Origin of the sequence: Bradyrhizobium sp. 63_E2_N1_3 (genome assembly GCF_052076005.1) — a bacterium.
GTDB classification, from domain to species: domain Bacteria; phylum Pseudomonadota; class Alphaproteobacteria; order Rhizobiales; family Xanthobacteraceae; genus Bradyrhizobium; species Bradyrhizobium barranii.
Genome location: NZ_CP197235.1, coordinates 612,051 through 630,079 on the forward strand (window position 1 = coordinate 612,051; position 18,029 = coordinate 630,079).

Sequence of the window (18,029 nt, forward strand, 5' to 3'; positions counted from 1 at the left end):
ACGCCGTCGGTGCCCCGCCGGTTCATGCCGGGCGTGCCGGAACGAAAGGTGCATCATCCCAATGATCGACTTGCTGACGCAGCCAAATCGGCGCAATTTGCCGGCTTCGGTTGATTTGCGATCCAAGGGTTCATTGTCTGATGATCACCGCTTCCAAGGCCTTCATTGCATTCTGCCTGCTCGCGGTGGGCGGCACCCTGCTGGTGATCGGTCCCACCGAGCTGCGCCGCCTGCTGCCGGGCGGCGCGCAGACCGAGATCGCCGTCGCCGCCAAGCCGGAGGCAACGCCCGAAGCCAAGGCCGAGACCAAGCCAGAGCCGAAGCCGGACGAGCCAAAGCTCGCCGCCGCCGCGCCGCCTGCACCATCGGCGCCCCCAGCCTCCGCGCCGAAGGTCGATGCGCTGGCCGAGACGCAGAAGCAGGCCATGGCGCTGGCCGATCTCGTGCCGGCCAAGCCGCCGGCGGCCACGACCGATGCCGGCCCGCGGTTCGACGTCGCGCGCGTCGACGATCACGGCGAGGCGGCGGTGATCGCGGGTCGGGCCGCGCCGGGTGCACAGGTCGAGCTGCTGCGCGACGGCAAGCCGCTCGATACGGTTGTCGCCGATGCCTCGGGCCAGTTCGTGATGACCCCGCCGCAGCTTCCCGCCGGCTCCTATGAGCTGACCCTGCGGGCGAAAGCGCCTGACGGTACCGTGACGCAGTCGGGCCGCAGCATGCCGGTGACCATCGCCGAAGCCGCGCCGCCGCCCGCGCGCCCGGCACCGGCCGCGAAGCTGGAGCTGAAGCAGGCCGAGAAGTCCGACGACAAGTCTGATGTCGTGGCATCCCTGCCGTCGGCATCGGCGCGCCAGGCATCGGCGCATGACAGGCCCACGGTTCAGCCGAGATTTATCGGTGCACCGAAACCCAGGGTGATGGCGCGAGCGCCCGCGGCCACGACCGTTGCATCGGCGTCGCCGGCGGACGCCATCAGCGGCGCACCGGCCGAAGCAGGCGGCAACCGGGTCATCTCCCGCGGCGACAGCCTGTGGGCGCTCAGCAGGCTCGCTTACGGTGACGGCGCCCGCTACGCGGTGATCTACAACGCCAACCGGGGCAAGATCCACAACCCCAACCTGATCTATCCCGGCCAGACTTTTGTGGTGCCGCGGAAGGCGGAGTGAGACCGCATCGGCAACGCCGGTGCGCGTTGCGACGCTTTGCCCTCCGTCTCTCCGGAACATTCGGTTCCCCAGCGCGTCATTGTGATGCGTCGTAGTGCGCGCTTGCCGCTGGGAGGAGGCCAAGGTGGTCAGGTCCGCTTTCATGTCCGGACGCATGGGACTGGCGCTGGCGGGCGCTACTCTTGTGATTGCGGCAGTGCTGCTGCCGAATAAGGCCGAGGCACAGTTCGGATTGCGCGGTGGTCCGCTCGGTGTCGCGCGCTTTGCCGTCGGCCACGTGATCGGCATGACTCGCCTGCGCCATGCGCGCATGGCGGTACGGGGCGGCCGATACCGCTCCGCCGCGCTGAGGTCGCAGGATCCTCGCGGCGCCGAACGCGGCCAGCCGGCCAACCCCTACATCCTGCGTGCGGCGCTTACGGCGCAAGCTGCGCTGTCGGGCTGGCACGGTGGCCGTCGCCCGCAGGGCTGGTGGCGCCACCCCGATGGCAGCTATGGCTGGGCGGGCCCGGTGTTCTGGCCGTTCGCGCATGACGACCTCACCACCGCGATCATCCTGGGCGATACGACCAGCCTCTCGCTCTATGGCTATGGCGACATCTACGCCGCGATCTTCGCGCCCTATGCGGCCACGGAGTTCGCCGCCTACACAGCGCCGCAAGGCAGGCGCGCGCGAAAGGTCCCTTCGGTCGAGGCCGTTTGCGATGCCAGCGACACCGGCGGCCTGCCGGTCGACCGTATCGTCGCCCTGGTGCAGCCGAACGAATTGCAGCGCACAGCGCTCGATGAGCTCGCGACCGCCTGGGTCGCTGCGCGCGACACCATTCGCACGGCCTGCCTGACGCAGGTCCCCGCGACCGCCGCGGAGCGCCTCGGCCTGATGCAGACGCGCCTCGCGGCCATGATCAAGGCGACGGACGCAATCGCGCCGCCGCTCGCAAAATTCGTCGATCTCCTCGATGCCGGCCAGAAGGCAAAGCTCGACGCGCTGGCCAACGAGCGCCGTGCCGCGCTTGCGGCCGGCCAGCGCAAGGATGCGCAGACGCCAGCCGCGTGCGAGGCCGGCTACGATCCCCGCTATGATGTGCAGGCGCAGCGGCAATACGAGCAGCTCGTGCAGCAGCAATGGCCCGCCGGCGAGATCGCGTCCACGCTGAGGCTCGACGACACCGCTCGCGCCCGGCTTGAGGTGCTCCAGGACACTACGCTGCGCACCATGGAGACGCTCAGCGCCTGCCCGACCCATGCGGCCGCAACGCCGCAGGCCCGCCTCACGGCCGTGAAGGCGCGGCTGGAGACGATGCTGCAGGCAGTGAAGGGCGTCGGCGACGCGCTCGACGATTTCGAGGCAGACTTGAGCGACGAGCAGAAGGTCGGCTTCGAGGCGATCGGGCCGAAGCGCGGGGCGTGATCAGCCGCACGCCCAGTCGAACTTCATGTCCTTGAAGTCGAGCTGCGCGTTGCCGCCGCCGAAATTGTAGCCGCCGAAATATTCCTCGAACTCGATGTAGAACGGGCTCATCTCCGGCACCGCCTGGCACGGCCGCATGGTGCCGCCGAGATGGTTGTGCGCGTGATCCTTGCCCCAGTCATGCAGGCGGAAATTGTCGCGGCTCGGCACGCCGCCGACATAGTAATAGTAGGGCTGATAACCAGTCGGCGGGTTTTGTCGGGTGTGCTCGTCCTGCGGGCCCTTGCCGGCATTGGGATCGGTCGCGCGTGGCACAAGCGCGATCGCGCGGGTCTCGCTGAGATCGGCGCGCAGCTGCGCGGCAAACATCTTTTTTGCGTAAGGCGCGGCGGCCTCGAAGAAGGCACTGGCGCCGCCGACGTCGAGCCAGCGCGGCCGATCGGCTGTCGCAAGCGGAAGCGGTGCCGGCGGCGCCGCGAATGCGCCCTCATATTCGGCCTTGGTCAGCAGCAACGCTGCATATTCGTAGTCGAGAATATCGGTCATGCGCGAAAGCCGCGGATGCGCTGGTCGCGCCGCCACGGCCTCGCGAATCTCGGGATCATCGGGCGCACCGCCGTCATTGTGGTCGGGCGCGGTGGCGAAGAACGAGACCGCAACGATGTCCTCGCCATGCACGCGATAGTCTTCCGGCAGCTTCAAGGTGAAGCCGTGCATCAGCGGAAAGCCGGTGACGAGATCGAGCGGCCATTGCTCGCTGCTGATGCCCGGCGGCAGGCCATAGACCCAACCGTGATCGCGCGCACGATCAGCGGGACGGTCCAGCATCTGCAAATCATACGCGCGCGAAGGCAAGGCAAACGCCACGATCGTCTCCATCCGAAATCGAGCCTCGACCCCGAGGCGATCGTTAGTCGCAGGGAGGAGGGATGTGGTTCGTGGGAGGGTGTGGGAGATGATACCATTCCGCCGGTGTTTTGCCCGACGTGTCAAACCACTCCCGCACCCGCGTAAGTCATTGATCTTGCGGACCCCGTCTACTGTGCATGGGGTTGTTTTCGACTTTTTTGTTGTTGGCTACCCTCTCCGCCGCGCTGCGGACGCATCCACCACGTTCTCCACCTGCTCGCGCCAGGACAAAATCTCCATCGCCAGCACCGGGTGATTGAACCCCTTGAGCACGAGGTCGTCGAGCGCGCGGGCTTCGACCCAGGGCTCGACGATGCCGTAGACGCGGCGGCTGACCACGATCTGGTTGGCCTTGGCTTCGTCGCAGAGACGCGAGGCGAGGTTGGTGACGCTGCCGATCGCGGCATATTCCAGCCGCTGCTCGAAGCCGACCTGGCCGAGCGTGGCATAGCCGAGCGCGATGCCGATGCCGAAGCCGAGCGTGTGCCCGCGGTTGCGCCACTTCTCGGTCAGCGGGCCGATCGTGTCGCGCATCTCCACCGCCATCTGGACCGCGCGCCGCGTGTGGTCCTCGAACTGGATCGGCGCGTTGAACAGGATCATCACGCCATCGCCGGCATATTTGTCGAGCGTGCCCTCGTATTTGAAGATCAGCTTGCCGAGCGCTGCGTGATATTCGCGCAGCACGTTCATCGCCTCTTCCGGCTCGGTCGCCTCGGTGAAGGCGGTGAAGCCGCGCAAATCGCAGAACAGCACGGTGACCTCGCGGCGATGGCTGTCGAGCAGCGAGTCATGACCATCCGACGAAGCGATGAGCTGGGCGACCTGCGGCGCGAGAAATCGTTCGAGCCGTTTGATGCGGCTGATCTCGCCGAGCTGCTTCTCGACGCGCTCTTCCAGTGAGCGGTTCCAGTTGCGAAGCTGCTCGGTCTGCTCCTGGAGCTTGGCCGCCTGCTGCTGCACGGTGTTATGTGCCGCGGCGAGCTCGCGGCCCTTGTGATCGACCTCGGTGAACAGCCGCGCGTTGCGCATCGCCAGCACGGCCTGGTTGGCAAAGGTGCGCATCAGGCCGGTGAGGCTTCCGCCGAACTCGCCGCCGGCCCGGCGCAGCACCACCAGCGAGCCGAGCGTGCCCTGCTGGTCCACCAGCGGCACCACCAGCACCGAGTGGAAGCCGGCATCGACCGCGACGTCGCGCAGCGGCTGCTCGGAGGCCCGGTCGAGATCGGCGATCGCGATCGGCTCGCCGCTATCGGCGGCATCGCTCAGGATGTTGGCGCCCTGCTGGATCGTGACATGCGCGCCGTCGGCCGATTTGTCGATGCCGTTGGATTCGATCAGGTTGAAGCGGCGCGTCTCGGCATCGAAGCCATAGATCAGCACCGCATCGGCATGGGTGATCTCGATCGCGCGCGCCGCGATGGTCGGCAGCACGGCGTTGAGATCGAGCGAGGAGGCGACCGCACGGCCGACCTCTTCCAGCGCCTTGAGCTCGTTGATCGACTGCGCGAGATCGCGGGTGCGCTCCTCGACCTTGGTCTCCAGGTCCGAATAGGTTTCCTGGAGCTGGCCGGCCATGCGGTTGAACTGGCCGGCGAGGTCTTCCAGCTCGTCGGAGGTGTGGACGTCGATGCGGTGGCTGAAATCGCCTTCGCCGAGCTTGTGCGCGCCGTCGCGCAGCGCCGTGATCGGGATGATCATGCGGCGGGCGAGCAGCGTGCCGGCGAGGATCGCGACCATCAGGCCCATGCCGATCAAGAGCGCGATGCGCACGAGCTGGTCGCGGATCGGCATCAACGCCTGCGTGGTCGGCTGCTCGAACATCACGTTCCAGCCGAGCTTCGGCACGGTGCTCGCGGCGCTCATCACCGCATGGCCGTTGAAGTCGGTGCCCGAGGTGTCCGGCTCGCGGCCGGGCGCAATCGCCGCCGCCACCTGCGGCAGCTTCGACAGGTCCTTGCCGACATCGGGCCCTTTCGACGACGTCGCCAGCACGCGGCCGCGCGGATCGACCACATAGGCGAACGCGGCCTTGCCGACCTGGGCGTCGGACAGGAAGTCGGAGAGGAAGCTGAGGTCGATCTCGGCCACGGTGACGCCGGCATTGAAACCGGAATGCGCCAGCGAGATCGACATCATCGGCGTCCGGTCGGAGAACCAGGCCGGCGCGTAGCTGACGCCGCGGGCAACCGTGTCGGTGAAGCGCATGTCGCGGGAGAGGTCGGCATTGCCGCCGGTCGTGGTCGACTGGCGCGAGACGCGCAGCACCTCGCGTCCCTCGCCGTTGAGCTGGAACAGCTGATTGACGACCGAGACCTGGTGCAGGAGCGATGCGTAGTCGGCGCGGCGCTTCTCGAGCGTGTCCTGGCTTGCCCGCGTCACCCAGCTGATCTGGCGCTCGAGCTCGGAGATCGACTGCTCGATCCGCCGGGCGGCTCCTTGCGCCTTGTCGTCGAGCCCGTCGGTCAGCTGGGTCTTGGTGGCGCGATAGGAGATCCAGGTCTCCATCGCGCCGTTGACGGCGAGGACAAACACGACGAGGCCGACGAGGGAGACGACGTATTTGGCGAACAGGCCCTCGCGCAGAAACCGTGTCTTGTCTTTCGCTCCCGCCATCCAGATCCTCTCGCGCCGTCATCGACGCCGACGCTACGGGCCGTACCGGTCCAGGCGCCCTTCTACCACAATTCGGGCCAGCGGGCCGTCCAGCGACCTGTGGACCGGCCGGCGTGGTTACCGCTGTCGAGGCCGGGGCTCGGCCGAAGGGGTCGTGAATTGTCGCGGCCTCATCCCTTTGGATGAAGCGGCGGACGGGGAGGCCGATGTAGGGATTGGCGTGGAGTCCAGTGCGTTGGTCGGCCAATCATCGATTAAAGAGCTGTCGCAGCACGTCGTTCATCGGCTGGCTGTCCTGCTGCACCACCGCCGGGTCGTCCTGGGCCGGGGGCGCGGGAGAGGCCTGCGGAGCGGGGGTGGACGGTGTCGCCGGCAGGCCGCGGCTGCGGCCGGTGCCAGTGCTGGTCCCCGCACCGCTGGAGAGCCCCTGCTGGATCAAATTGCCGATCGCCTCGCCCAGCGGGCCGCCGAGCGGGTTGTTCTGTCCCGGCTGCTGGGTTGGCGGATTGGCATTGCCGGCCGCGTTGCCGCCGCCCGGCGCTGCGGCGCCGCCCAACCCGAGGCTGCCCAGGAGATTGCCGAGCCCTGCGCCATCAGGGCCGAACAGGCCCTTGCCCATCTCGCGCAGCTTGGCATAGGCGGCATCCGGATTGTCCAGCATGCCGGCCATGTCAGGGTAGATCCGCGGCTGCGACCAGCTGCCCTGGATCATCACGGGAATGCCGAAGCCGACCGGCTCCGACGTGCGGCCCTGGCCTTCGGTCGTCATCACGAGCTTCGGCTCGACGCGAAAACCCATCATCTTGGTGTCGAGGGCGATGGTGCCGGCGCCGGTCACGCGCACCAGCGGTCCGATCAGATTGAGATCGGTCGTCACCGCCTGCCCCTTGTCGATGCGGAAGGACGCCGAGAGCTGCGACAGATCCGTGCTCTGGGCCTCACTGTCCTGCCAGCCCGACAGCGTGCCCGACGTCAGCGAGCGGATCATCTGCGCGATATTGATGCCGCGGATGGCGCCGTCCTGGAAATTGACGAAGGCCGTGCCCTGCATGTTCGCCATCAGCGCGCGCTGGCTGGTGCCGGCGCTGCGCAGCGCGAGCTTGGCTTGCAGCTTGCCGTCGATCCGGTCGAACTCGGCAAGGCCCTGGAGCAGCGGCAGTGCGCGCACGCCGACGAGATCGGAATGCATGGCAAAGCTCGGTGCGCCGCTTGTGGCATCCAGGATCACCTCGCCCGAGACCTGGCCGTCATAGGCGCCGAGATTGGCGGTGCCGGCCTTCAGCACGCCGCCGGCGAGCTTCGCATCGAGCGCCAGCGGCGCGAGGCGCGCATCGCCGATCACGGCCTCGTTCGCGGAGATCCTGATTTGTGCGTCGACATAATTGAGCCCGGACACGTCGATCGGTGCATTGCTCCAGGGCTGTCCCGACGTGCCCTCCGGCGATTTCGCCACCGGAATCGCGAGCCGCTGGAAGTCGAGATCGACCTTGACCAGGGGCTTGCTCGCAATATCGACCGAGGCCCAGCCGTTGAAGGCGCCGTCGCCGAGCCTGCCGTTCACGCCGTTGATCATCACGACATCGCCGCTCAGCCGCATCTCGGCATGACCGGTGAGCTGGGACTTCAGCACATCAGGCATGTCGATGGCGAAATCCACCGGAATGGTCGGCCGGTCGGCCGGCGGCGCCGGCGTCGACGCCTTGATGTCGAACTTGGTCGGGTGATCGCCGACCCGCGCGGTGCCGGCGATGTCGACCTTGCGGTCGCGGCCAACGACGGCGTCGGCGTTGATGGCGCTGATGCGGCCCTCGACACGGTCGCGCACGCGCGCGAACGCGACTTCGCCGTCGACGACCTTGACGCGGTCGATGGTCGCACCACCGGTGTCGAGCGCCAGCGGCTTCGACGCGGTGCCGGCATTCGGCAGTCGCTCACGCAGCAGCGGCTGGTGGAGCACGGGATGGGTGACGACGAGTTCGCTGATCTTCGGGCTGCCCGACCATACGCTCGAGAGCGACATGTCGGCCTGCACGCTGTCGACCGTCAGGCGCGTGATGCCGCTGCGGTCCTTCGGGTCCTGAAGCGTGAGATCGTTGAGTGTGACGTTCAGCGTCGGCCACAGGCTGATCTTCGTGGTGCCGTCGATGGACAGGCGGTAGCCGGTCGCGCTCTCGACCCGCGAGGCAATCGTCGTGGTCAGGAATCCCGAGGGAATCCCGATCACGAGGAGAAGCCCGATCACGATGATGACGGCGGCTATCGCCGCGCCGGCGAATTTCACTGCTCTCATGTCGACTTTCCAACGACGGACAATCGGCGGCGAATCCCGCAGATGACCGTCCTATGCATCCGTCCTTTGCGCCTGAGTTTATCCCCGGACGGGAAGCGGCTCCAAGCACGTAAAAATAGTCAGGGGGTGCTGCAAAGTTATGTGACTTATGACACACTTCCCCGGCGCGGTATTACGCGATCCTGATTTGATGGTTCCAAGCGATTTGCCAGGGAAACTGGCTAAGGAAATTCACAAGGACATTGAAATGAGCAAGCAGGCCGAATTTGCGGTCATCCTGAAGATGAACGCGATGTTCGCCGATCTCGGCGCAGACGAGCTCCAGCGGCTGTCGAATCTCTGCCACACCCAGCATCTGGGGAACGGCGAGGTGCTGTTCCAGAAGGGCGATGCGGGGGACGCGCTGTTCGGCGTGCGCCGGGGCCAGGTCCGTATCGAGACCGGCGTCTCCGACGGCAGCCGTCTGACCCTGAACTTCATGGGGTCGGGCGACCTGTTCGGCGAGGTCGCGGTGCTGGACGGCCAGAGCCGGACTGCGGATGCGACCGCAGGCGAAGCCAGTGAATTGTTCGTGCTGCGGCGCGAAGATTTTCTCAGCTTCCTCGAACGCGAGCCGAAGGTCGCAATCAAAATCATCGCGCTGCTGTGCCAGCGCATCCGCTGGCAGAGCGAGCGCATGGAAGAATCCATGCTGCAACCGCTGCCGGTGCGGCTGGCGCGGCGGCTCTGCGCGCTCGCCGCCGATTTCGGCTCGGAGGTCCACATCTCGCAGGAGCAGCTCGGCATCTTCGTCGGCGCGGCCCGCGAGAGCGTCAACCGCCAGCTTCAGGCGTGGCGCAAGGAGGCGATCCTCGATCTCCAGCGCGGCCGCATCCTGCTGCGGAACATGACCAAGCTGACGGCCATCGCGCGGAACGAGTAGGGGATCGGCTAAACCGCTTCGTCGTTCGGACGGCGCGACCGGTGCGCTTGAACGCTTCGTAGCGGAGACGATCTCCTGCGACGTCGGGTTCGCTGACGCCGCTCGCTGAACCAGCTTGAGCTGTCGACGTCCGTATCACGGCTACTCCGCCGCGGGGTGTACCATGCCCTTTTTATCCGGCGCCGTGCCGTGATGATCGGCGGTGTCGGCATCCTCGCTGTGCACGATCAGGCGCTTTGCGAATCGCCAGATCAGGGCGCCGAGATCGTCCATCACCATGAACATCGCGGGCACGAACACCAGCGACAGGATGGTCGAGAAGATCAGGCCGCCGATCACCGCGAGCGCCATCGGCGAGCGGAACTCGCCGCCGGCGCCGACCGCGAGCGCGCTCGGCGTCATGCCCGCGGCCATCGCGATCGTGGTCATCACGATCGGGCGCGCGCGCTTCATGCCGGCGTCGATCATCGCTTCCTCGCGCGGCTTGCCGGCGCGGATCGCCTCGATGGCGAATTCCACCAGCATGATCGCGTTCTTGGTGACGATACCCATCAGCATCAGGATGCCGATCCAGACCGGCGTGGTGAGCTGCTTACCGGTGATGAGCAGTGCGGCGATGGCGCCGCCGATCGAGAGCGGCAGCGAGAACAGGATGGTGATCGGCTGCAGGAAGGTGCCGAACAGCAGCACCAGCACGGCGTAGACCATCATCAGGCCCGCGGTGATTGCAGTGGCGAAGCCGTCGGACAGCTCGTTCAGGCTTTCGGCGTCGCCGGAGGGCGAGACCTTCACGCCCTTCGGCCGGCTCTTCATCACCGGCAGGTCGTAGATCTTCTTGGTCGCGTCGCCGAGCGCGGCGGAGCCGACGAGGTCGGCGGCGACGGTTGCCTGCCGCTCACGATCGTAGCGGTTGATGCTGGTCGGACCCTGGTCGAGCTTGACGTCGGCGATGACCGAGAGCGGCACGCCGCCCTTCTCGCCGCGCTCGCCGAGCGGCACGCGCAGCTGTTCGAGCGTCCTCAGATTACCGCGCGCGGCGTCCTCGAGCTGAACGCGGATCGGCACCAGGCGGTCGCCGACGTCGAACTTGGCGAGCGCGGGCCCGACATCGCCGATGGTGGCGACGCGGATGGTCTGCGACAGGCTTTCCGTGGAGACGCCGAGGCGCGCGGCGAGATCTGCGCGCGGCTCGATGCGCAGCTCGGGCCGCTCGAGCGTGGTTTCCGAGATCACGTTGGAGATCGTCGGAATCCGCTTCATCTGCGTCGCGAGCTCGCTGGCGACGTTGTTGACGATGTTGGCGTCGACGCCGGTCACGACCAGCGAGATGGCGCGCAGGCCGTTCTCGTCGAGGAACCAGAAGCGGATGTCGGGAACGTTCTCCAGCTCCTGGCTGATCGAGAATTCGAGCTCGCGCTGGGTGATGTCGCGGCTGTCCTTGGGCGTGTAGTTGATGATCAGAGAGGCGCGCCGGACTTCCTGGGTGCCCGGCGGGACGCGCCCGCCATCGACGAAGATGCTCTTCACCTCCGGCCGCTTGCGCAGGCGTGCGACGATGTCCTCGGTGACCTTCTCGGTGTAGGCAAGCTGGGTGCCCGGCGGCAGCTCGAGCGCCAGCAGCGAGCGCGCGCTGTCCTGCGCCGGCAGGAAGCCCTGCGGCAGCAGCGTGATGCTCCAGATTGAGGCGGCGAACACCCCGAAGCCGATCAGCACGGTGATGAAATGGTGCTTCACCGACCAGGCCACGATCCTGTGATAGGCCCGCAGCACGCGGCCGGGCGGCGGCTCTTCGTGCGCATGGTGCTTGAGGAAGTAGGCGGCCAGCACCGGCGTGACGAAGCGCGCCGCGAGCAGCGAGAAGAACACTTGCACCGAGACGGTGATGCCGAACTGCTTGAAGAACTGTCCGGCGATGCCCGACATGAAGCTCGCTGGCGCGAAGATCGCAATGATCGTCAGCGAGATCGCGATCACCGCGAGGCCGATTTCGTCGGCGGCCTCGAGCGCGGCACGGTAGGGCGATTTGCCCATGTTCATGTGCCGGACGATGTTCTCGATCTCGACGATGGCGTCGTCGACGAGAATACCTGTCGACAGCGTGATGGCGAGGAAGCTGACGAGGTTCAGCGAGAAGCCGAGAAGGTCCATCGCCCAGAACGCCGGGAAGATCGACAGCGGGAGCGAGATCGCGGCAATGATGGTGGCGCGCAAGTCCCGCAGGAACAGGAGCACGATGATGACGGCAAGGATGGCGCCTTCGAACAGGGTCGAGATCGCCGCGTGGTAATTGCCGTTGGTATATTCGACCGAGGTGTCGATCACCTTCAGGTCGACGTCGGGATAGGCGGCCTTCAGCGCGTCGATGCGCTTCTGCACGGCCTCGGCCACTTTCACATCGCTGGCGCCCTTGGATCGCTTGATGCCGAGCGCGACCACCGGCTCGCCGTTGAAGCGGGCGAAGGTGCGGCGGTCGGCGATGGTGTCGGTGACGGTGCCGAGATCGTCGAGCCGGACCTCACCGCCGCCGAACAGCGGGATCATGGTGCCGGCGAGATCGCCCAGTGTCTTCGCGCCCGCAAGCGTGCGGATCGCCTGGTCGTTCTTGCCGATCTCAGCGCGGCCGCCGGCGACGTCGACATTGGTGCCGCGCAGGCTTTGGCTGACATTGACCGCGGTCAGCCCCATCGCCTGCATCCGGTCCGGATCGAGCGAGACCAGGATCTCGCGCTCGACACCGCCGATGCGCTCGACCTGGGCGACGCCGCGCACGCCCTGCAGCGCGCGCTTGACCACGTCGTCAACGAAATAGGAGAGCTGCTCCGGCGTCTTGCCGGGCGAGATCGCGGCATAGGTGACGATCGGCAGGCCGATGACGTCGACGCGCTGGATCAGCGGCTCGGTGACGTTCTGCGGCAGGTTCGATCGTACCCGCGTCACCGCGTCCTTGACGTCGTTGAGCGCGCGGTCGGTGTTGGTTTCCAGCGCGAACTGGATGGTGGTCACTGACACGCCGTCGGTGATCGAGGAGGTGATGTGCCTGACACCCTCGACGCCGGAGACGGCGTCTTCAACCGTCTTGGTGACCTGGGATTCGAGTTCTGCGGGTGCGGCGCCGAACTGCGACACCACGACCGAGATCACGGGAATGTCGGCCGAAGGCAGCCGCGTCACGGCGAGCTTGGTGAAGGACACCCAGCCGAGGACCAGGAGGATGATCGAGAAGACGACCGACGGCAGCGGATTGCGGATCGACCAAGCCGAGATATTGAGAGCCATCAGCGTACCCGCGTGCGATCGAGTTCATCGGCGAACATGGTCTTGATCTGGTCGCCGTCATGGAGCGAAGACCCGGCGTCGGCCACGACGATTTCGCCGACCTCGAGGCCTTCCAGGATTTCCGTCGCGCTGTCGGACGACAGCCCGACCCGTACCTTGCGCGTCTCGACAATATTGTTTTTGACGACCTGAATGGTGAGATGGTCGATCGCGGTCTTGGGGATCGAGACGCCGCAGCTTCGCTTGGCGTCGATCGAGGCGCGGGCAAACACGCCGACCTTGAGCGATGGATTGTTGGTGACGCTGATGCGGACGCGGCCGAGCTGCGTGGTGCGGTCGATTTCGGGCGCGACCAGCCGGACCCGGCCGATCAAATCGGGCGCGTCATCGCGGCTGATGCGCACGGTCGCGCCGGGATTGAGCTTGGGCATGTGCACCGCCGGGACCTGGGCGTCGAGCTCGATCTCGTTGTTGACGGCGATGCGGAACATCGGGCCGGCCTGCGGCGAGGCGGGCGCGCCGACGACGGTACGCACTTCGGTGACGAGGCCCGGCGCGGGCGCCTTCAGCGAGATCGGGCCTTGCGGGCCGGGTCTTTGCGGCTGGCCGGGGATCTGCGGCGGCGCCGTCAGGCGCGCCAGCTCCTGATTGTCGGTGACCATGGCGCCTTCGGTGACGAAGAGGTCGGTGACCCTGGAGCCTTCCTGGTCGGCGACGACCACGGCCTCGCGGCGCGGCACGAAGAAGCCGGTCACCCGCACGAGGTCGGAGAAGCAGGCGTTGGTCGACTTCGTCACGATGACGAGCGCCTCGCTCGGCGTTTCCTTCGCCTCGGGGCGATGCCGATGCTCGAACAGATAATAGCCGACGCCGAGCGCAACGACGAACACCACGGTTCCGGCAGGCTTGAGATATTCGGAGGCGTTCATCGCCGGATTGTCCTGGCCTGGCTCACGGCCATCCGCACGAGGCCTGCTGAGAGCGTTTCCCTGAAATAAAGCGGCGTCCCACAAGGCTGCGGGACGCGCTTTTGAAGCAAGACTTTACACCACATCACGACTTGGCACTTCAAAGGATTTGGCACTTCAAAGGATTACGTCGTGCTCTCACTTCGATGCGGTGGTCTTGTTTTCCATGTTGACGACCTGGACGCGACGATTGACCTCCGCCATCGGCTGGGCCGGGTCCTTCAGCTTGCTCTTGCCGTAGCCGACGGTGACGAGATCGGTCGCGGAGATGCTGTACTTGTCGACGAGGTAGCGCTTGATCGAATCCGCGCGGCGCTCCGACAGGTCCTGATTATAGCCCTCGCCGCCGGCGGCGTCGGTGTGGCCGGCCACCACGAAGGTCGAGCCCTTCAGGTCGGGGCTGGTCAGCGCGCGACCGAGCGCCTGTACCGAGGCGAGCGACTTGGCGCTGATATTGGCCGAGTTGTAGTCGAACGTGATTTCAAGATCGATGTTCGGCTTGTCCTTGGCCACTGAGGCGATTTCTTCGCGCTCGGTCGACGAAAGTGAGCGCGTCGAGCGGCCGCGCACGGACTGGATCAGCTTGGTTTCCGTCGCACTGGGTGCGGGATCGGCCTGCGGGGCGATCGAGAGGCCGCGGGTCAACGGCTTCTTCGGCGGCGGCGCCAGTGCGCGGACGATCTCGTCCTCGGTGACGTTCTTGCTGTTGCCGTCGTCGCCCGCGAATGCGAGCGGGGTCGTCAGCGACAGAGCGACGCCGACCGTGATGATGGACAGCATCGCGCTAAATCCCTTTGCAGCCAATCTCATTGCCAGTCCCTCCTGCGCAGCTGACCGCGCGGTTCCAAAATTCCTGCAATGGCCCCCCCGGGAAAGGCCGCCTGCGGCATCCGTCCGTTAGTCTTCCCTGAGCCGCCGAGGGTTCGAGGCGTCTGCCGCCTCAACTCAAAAAAATACTAGCGTACTCCGTAGCTTGCGAACTCCTGAACAATGTTCGGGTCCATCGCCTTGGCATTGGCGATGTCGAGCGCGCCTTCCTGCGCCGAGCCGTTGCGCTGCTTGGCAATCCCGCGGCCAAAGAGCGAGGAGGTCAGGCGCGGGTTGATCTTCAGGGCTGCGTCGAAATCGGCGATGGCGTTCTTGACCGCTCCCGATTTCAGATTGACGAGCCCCCGGCTGTCCAGCGCATCGACGAAATTCGGCCGCAGCCGCAGCGCCTCGTTGCAATCCTTCAGCGCGCCCTGGAGGTCGCCGACCACGGTGCGGGTCCAGCAGCGGTTGTTCAGCGCCTCGACGTCCTTCGCGTTGATCCGAAGCGTCTCGTCGAAATCCTTGATGGCCAAATTGTAGGCGCCCTTGCTGGCATAGACCTGACCGCGCCGGTACAGCGCATTCACGTCATCAGGATTGGCGGCGATCTTGGCCGTCAGGCCCTTGATGGTCGGATCCTCCGCCAGCGCGGCCGCGCTCGGCCCGCTATCCATGCTCGGTGCGGGGGTGGTCTCGGCTGGTTTCACCGGCGGTGGCGCCGGCGGCAAGGCGGCCTCGACCTGCGGTTTCGGTGAGGGCACCGGTGCAGGAGCAGGTGCTGGAGCAGGTGCCGCTGCCGTGTCCGCCGGCTTCGGCGGCGGAGGCGGTGCGGGCGGAGCCGGCGGCGGATTGTTGGCGACGACCGGCGGCGGCGATGGCGGCGGTGCCGTCATCGACGGGCGCGATCCGCCGGCGCCTGGAATGAACGAAAAATCCTCGGCGAGGGAAGAGGAGATCCACGGCACCTGTTCGCCGCGCGAGGCGCGGGTGACGCCCATCTTGGTGCGGTTCAGCGTCTCCTCGGCCATCAGGTCGGGGACGCGGATCTCCTTCAGGAGCTCCTGGACGAACAGGCTGTGATCGCCGCCCGCGTCCGAGACCACCGAGGCCAGTGCCGCCGAGTACATCACCAGCGTGCCGTTCGGCGCGATGACCGGCGTCAGGCCGGCCGAGAAGCTGCGGAACCGGCGCTCGAAGGGATTGCGCCTGGAGGCGTCGACCAGCGCGATCTTGACGCCCGCGCCACGGGTATTGAGCTCGCCGAGCACGGTCTCCAGGCTGAAACCGTCGCGGCGGACGTCGGATTCGGTCCAGATCTGCGCGTCGATCGGCAGCATGTAGCTCTGGCGCGCCGACTGGATGCCGAAACCGCTGAAGAAGATCAGCGCCACCGAGCCCGGCTTGATCTTGCCATAGAGCTTGTCGAACGCGCGGCGCATGCCGTCGCCGGTCAGGTTCTCGCCGATTTCAACGGAAAAGCCGTCGCGCTTGAGCTCGTCGGCGACGTCGCGCGCGTCGTTGAGCGGTTCCTTCAGCGGGGCGTCCGCGTCTGGATATTTGGCGTTGCCAATGACCAACGCATAACGGTCGCCGGCGGCCAGGGATGGCGCAACCGGGACGAGCGAAACGAGCAAGGGCAGAAGAAAAAGGAAGCGAATTTTCATAATCAGCGCGGTCCAGCCAAAAAGGCGCCGTTACCAGCTTGCGCCGCGGCGACCTTAACTTACGCAATGTGCATTATCAAACCGCGGAAGGGGGGCGTCAACCGCTTGGAGATTCGGCATTATCGCGACAATTGACCGCGATGCATGGGCGCGCCGGGAGGGGAATAAACGGACTGTCACGGTTGTGCTCGGCGCCATCTGGTTCGACTCTGCGGCAGGATGCTGGAGCGGCCGCGACAAAGAAGATGTGAGGGGTCTCACATAGCAGGCTGGACGCTGTCGCAGCCCTCCGGTGTTTGACCTTTGCTGCGGACAATGGCTTGGTGCGCTCGATCGTCCCCGAAGGTCCAACTCAGAAAAGAAAACCATGGGAAACGCCTACGAAATCTACGCCCTGCGTTATGCGACGATGTCGCCACGCACCCCCAACATGAACTTCCTTCAGCCCGACCCGCATGACAGCGCGGCGCAGGATCTCGACTATTTCGTCTGGCTGATCCGAGGGCAGGGCCGCGAGATCCTGGTGGACACCGGTTTCAACGCCGAGGAGGCGAGCGCGCGGGCGCGCAAGCTGACGCTCAATCCGGTCGATGCGCTGGAGCGCTTTGGCGTCGCGGCGTCGAGCGTTCGCGACATTATCGTGACGCATCTGCATTACGACCACGCCGGCAATCTCGATCGCTTCTCGAACGCGCGCTTCCATCTCCAGGAGCGCGAGATGGCTTACGCGACGGGACGCTGCATGTGCAACGGACTGCTGCGACATCCGTTCTCGGTCGAGCACGTCACGCAGATGGTGCGCCATGTCTATGGCGAGCGCGTCAATTTCTATTCCGGCGACGGCGAGATCGCGCCCGGCGTCACCGTGCACCGTGTCGGCGGCCATTCCGACGGCTTGCAGGTGGTCAAGGTCGAGACCGCGCGCGGGCCGGTGGTGCTGGCGTCCGATGCCGCGCATTACTACGCCAATCTGCAGCGCAAGAGCCCGTTCCCCATCGTCTACAATATCGGTGACATGGCGCAGGGCTGGGAGACGATCGAACGCCTCGCCGGACATCCTGACAGGTTCATTCCCGGCCATGATCCGATCGTGACGGAGATCTATCCGCGTGCCAGCGACAAGGTCGATGCCTGGGCGCTGCATTTGCCGCCGTCGCGGTCGTTTGCGAAATGACGGAATCCGGGGCGTGGTGTCAGCGAGTGCCGGCAGGATCCGCACAAGCAACGATGTCGCGGGGAGATTTTCGAGCCGCTACCTCCGGCGGAGAGAATACCGCCAGGTATCCTCCGTCCCCTGCGAGCTCATATGTGGCAACGTCGCGATAGCCGACGGCGGTCAATTCGCAGCGCAAGAGCTCAATTGGCGTGCCATGCTTCGACGTCGGAAGCTCAAGATCGACAATTCCGACCCGCGCATCCTGCTTTAGAGCGGCCGCGAGATTGTAGAGGAAGGCATAGGGTTGGGCTATCTCGTGATACATGTGCACGAGGATTGCAGCATCCAGCGAGGAAGCGGGCAGACGCGGGTCGTGTGGTTCGCCGAGCGCGAATTGCACGTTCGTCAACTTCAGACGTTCTGTTCGCCTGGCGAGCTCGATGAGGTAATCCCGCGTGACGTCCTGGGCAACGACAGAACCGGCGGGGCCGACGACGTGCGAGAGCCTGACCGTGTGGTAGCCGCTGCCTGCTCCAATGTCGCCCACTGTCATACCTGGTTTCAGTTCAAGAGCACGTGCGATTTGACCGGCCTCATTGAGGGCGTCTCGGCGCTCTTCGGCGGCACGGCGCGGGCTGACGATCCGTGCAACAGGGCGCTGTGGTGAGGGAAACTCGTTTGCAGCGACTCCGGGGGAAGCCAGATAACCTATGTCAGCGGCGTATGCGCGAGTTACGGCAAACGCCGCAAGTAGCGCCGTTATATAAGCCAGTGCCGTCACGGACCTGCCAAGCTTTCTCAATCGGCCTCCCAAAAGCCGACGTCTGCACCTCTATGAGTA

The 18,029-nt window shown here is 65.9% G+C and carries 12 protein-coding genes; 4 read left to right on the top strand and 8 right to left on the bottom strand.

What is annotated here, in order from left to right:
• Window positions 1–140: 140 nt before the first annotated feature.
• Window positions 141–1,166 carry a LysM peptidoglycan-binding domain-containing protein gene (locus AB7531_RS02905; RefSeq protein WP_063980490.1) on the top strand — a complete coding sequence of 342 codons (1,026 nt, stop codon included), beginning with the start codon at window positions 141–143 and terminating at the stop codon, window positions 1,164–1,166.
• 142 nt (window positions 1,167–1,308) lie between these two features.
• Window positions 1,309–2,577, top strand: coding sequence for a Spy/CpxP family protein refolding chaperone (locus AB7531_RS02910; RefSeq protein WP_063986002.1), 1,269 nt, complete (start codon window positions 1,309–1,311; stop codon window positions 2,575–2,577).
• Here AB7531_RS02910 and AB7531_RS02915 read toward each other — a convergent pair whose 3' ends face one another.
• From AB7531_RS02915 to AB7531_RS02925, 3 genes are all read right to left on the bottom strand, one after another.
• Window positions 2,578–3,444 carry a hypothetical protein gene (locus tag AB7531_RS02915; RefSeq protein WP_063986003.1) on the bottom strand — a complete coding sequence of 289 codons (867 nt, stop codon included), beginning with the start codon at window positions 3,442–3,444 and terminating at the stop codon, window positions 2,578–2,580.
• Between the two features lie 210 nt (window positions 3,445–3,654).
• Entirely contained in the window at window positions 3,655–6,102 is a 2,448-nt protein-coding gene (locus tag AB7531_RS02920; protein ID WP_063980491.1) for an adenylate/guanylate cyclase domain-containing protein, read from the bottom strand.
• Between the two features lie 247 nt (window positions 6,103–6,349).
• A complete protein-coding gene (locus AB7531_RS02925) occupies window positions 6,350–8,392 on the bottom strand; it encodes an AsmA family protein (RefSeq protein ID WP_063980492.1) in 2,043 nt (680 codons plus the stop codon).
• A 247-nt stretch (window positions 8,393–8,639) separates the two neighbouring features.
• Here AB7531_RS02925 and AB7531_RS02930 point away from each other — a divergent pair, with 247 nt between their 5' ends.
• The gene (locus tag AB7531_RS02930) at window positions 8,640–9,314 is read left to right on the top strand and encodes a Crp/Fnr family transcriptional regulator (protein ID WP_063980493.1); all 675 of its coding nucleotides are present in this window, start codon (window positions 8,640–8,642) and stop codon (window positions 9,312–9,314) included.
• Window positions 9,315–9,455: 141 nt separating this feature from the next.
• Here AB7531_RS02930 and AB7531_RS02935 read toward each other — a convergent pair whose 3' ends face one another.
• The 4 genes from AB7531_RS02935 to AB7531_RS02950 form a co-directional block, all read right to left on the bottom strand.
• On the bottom strand, window positions 9,456–12,590 hold the full coding sequence (locus tag AB7531_RS02935; RefSeq protein ID WP_063980494.1) for an efflux RND transporter permease subunit: 3,135 nt from the start codon (window positions 12,588–12,590) through the stop codon (window positions 9,456–9,458).
• Window positions 12,590–13,519, bottom strand: coding sequence for an efflux RND transporter periplasmic adaptor subunit (locus AB7531_RS02940; RefSeq protein WP_063980495.1), 930 nt, complete (start codon window positions 13,517–13,519; stop codon window positions 12,590–12,592). The genes AB7531_RS02935 and AB7531_RS02940 overlap by 1 nt, the downstream gene beginning before the upstream one ends.
• Before the next feature lie 177 nt (window positions 13,520–13,696).
• A complete protein-coding gene (locus tag AB7531_RS02945) occupies window positions 13,697–14,368 on the bottom strand; it encodes an OmpA family protein (protein WP_063980496.1) in 672 nt (223 codons plus the stop codon).
• Window positions 14,369–14,514: 146 nt separating this feature from the next.
• A complete protein-coding gene (locus tag AB7531_RS02950) occupies window positions 14,515–16,032 on the bottom strand; it encodes a caspase family protein (protein WP_063980497.1) in 1,518 nt (505 codons plus the stop codon).
• Between the two features lie 367 nt (window positions 16,033–16,399).
• On the opposite strand from AB7531_RS02950, the gene AB7531_RS02955 reads away from it, so the two are divergent.
• Window positions 16,400–17,206, top strand: coding sequence for an N-acyl homoserine lactonase family protein (locus tag AB7531_RS02955; protein WP_063980498.1), 807 nt, complete (start codon window positions 16,400–16,402; stop codon window positions 17,204–17,206).
• 19 nt (window positions 17,207–17,225) lie between these two features.
• Here AB7531_RS02955 and AB7531_RS02960 read toward each other — a convergent pair whose 3' ends face one another.
• Entirely contained in the window at window positions 17,226–17,969 is a 744-nt protein-coding gene (locus AB7531_RS02960) for a class I SAM-dependent methyltransferase (RefSeq protein WP_084794927.1), read from the bottom strand.
• Between the last annotated feature and the right edge of the window lie 60 nt (window positions 17,970–18,029).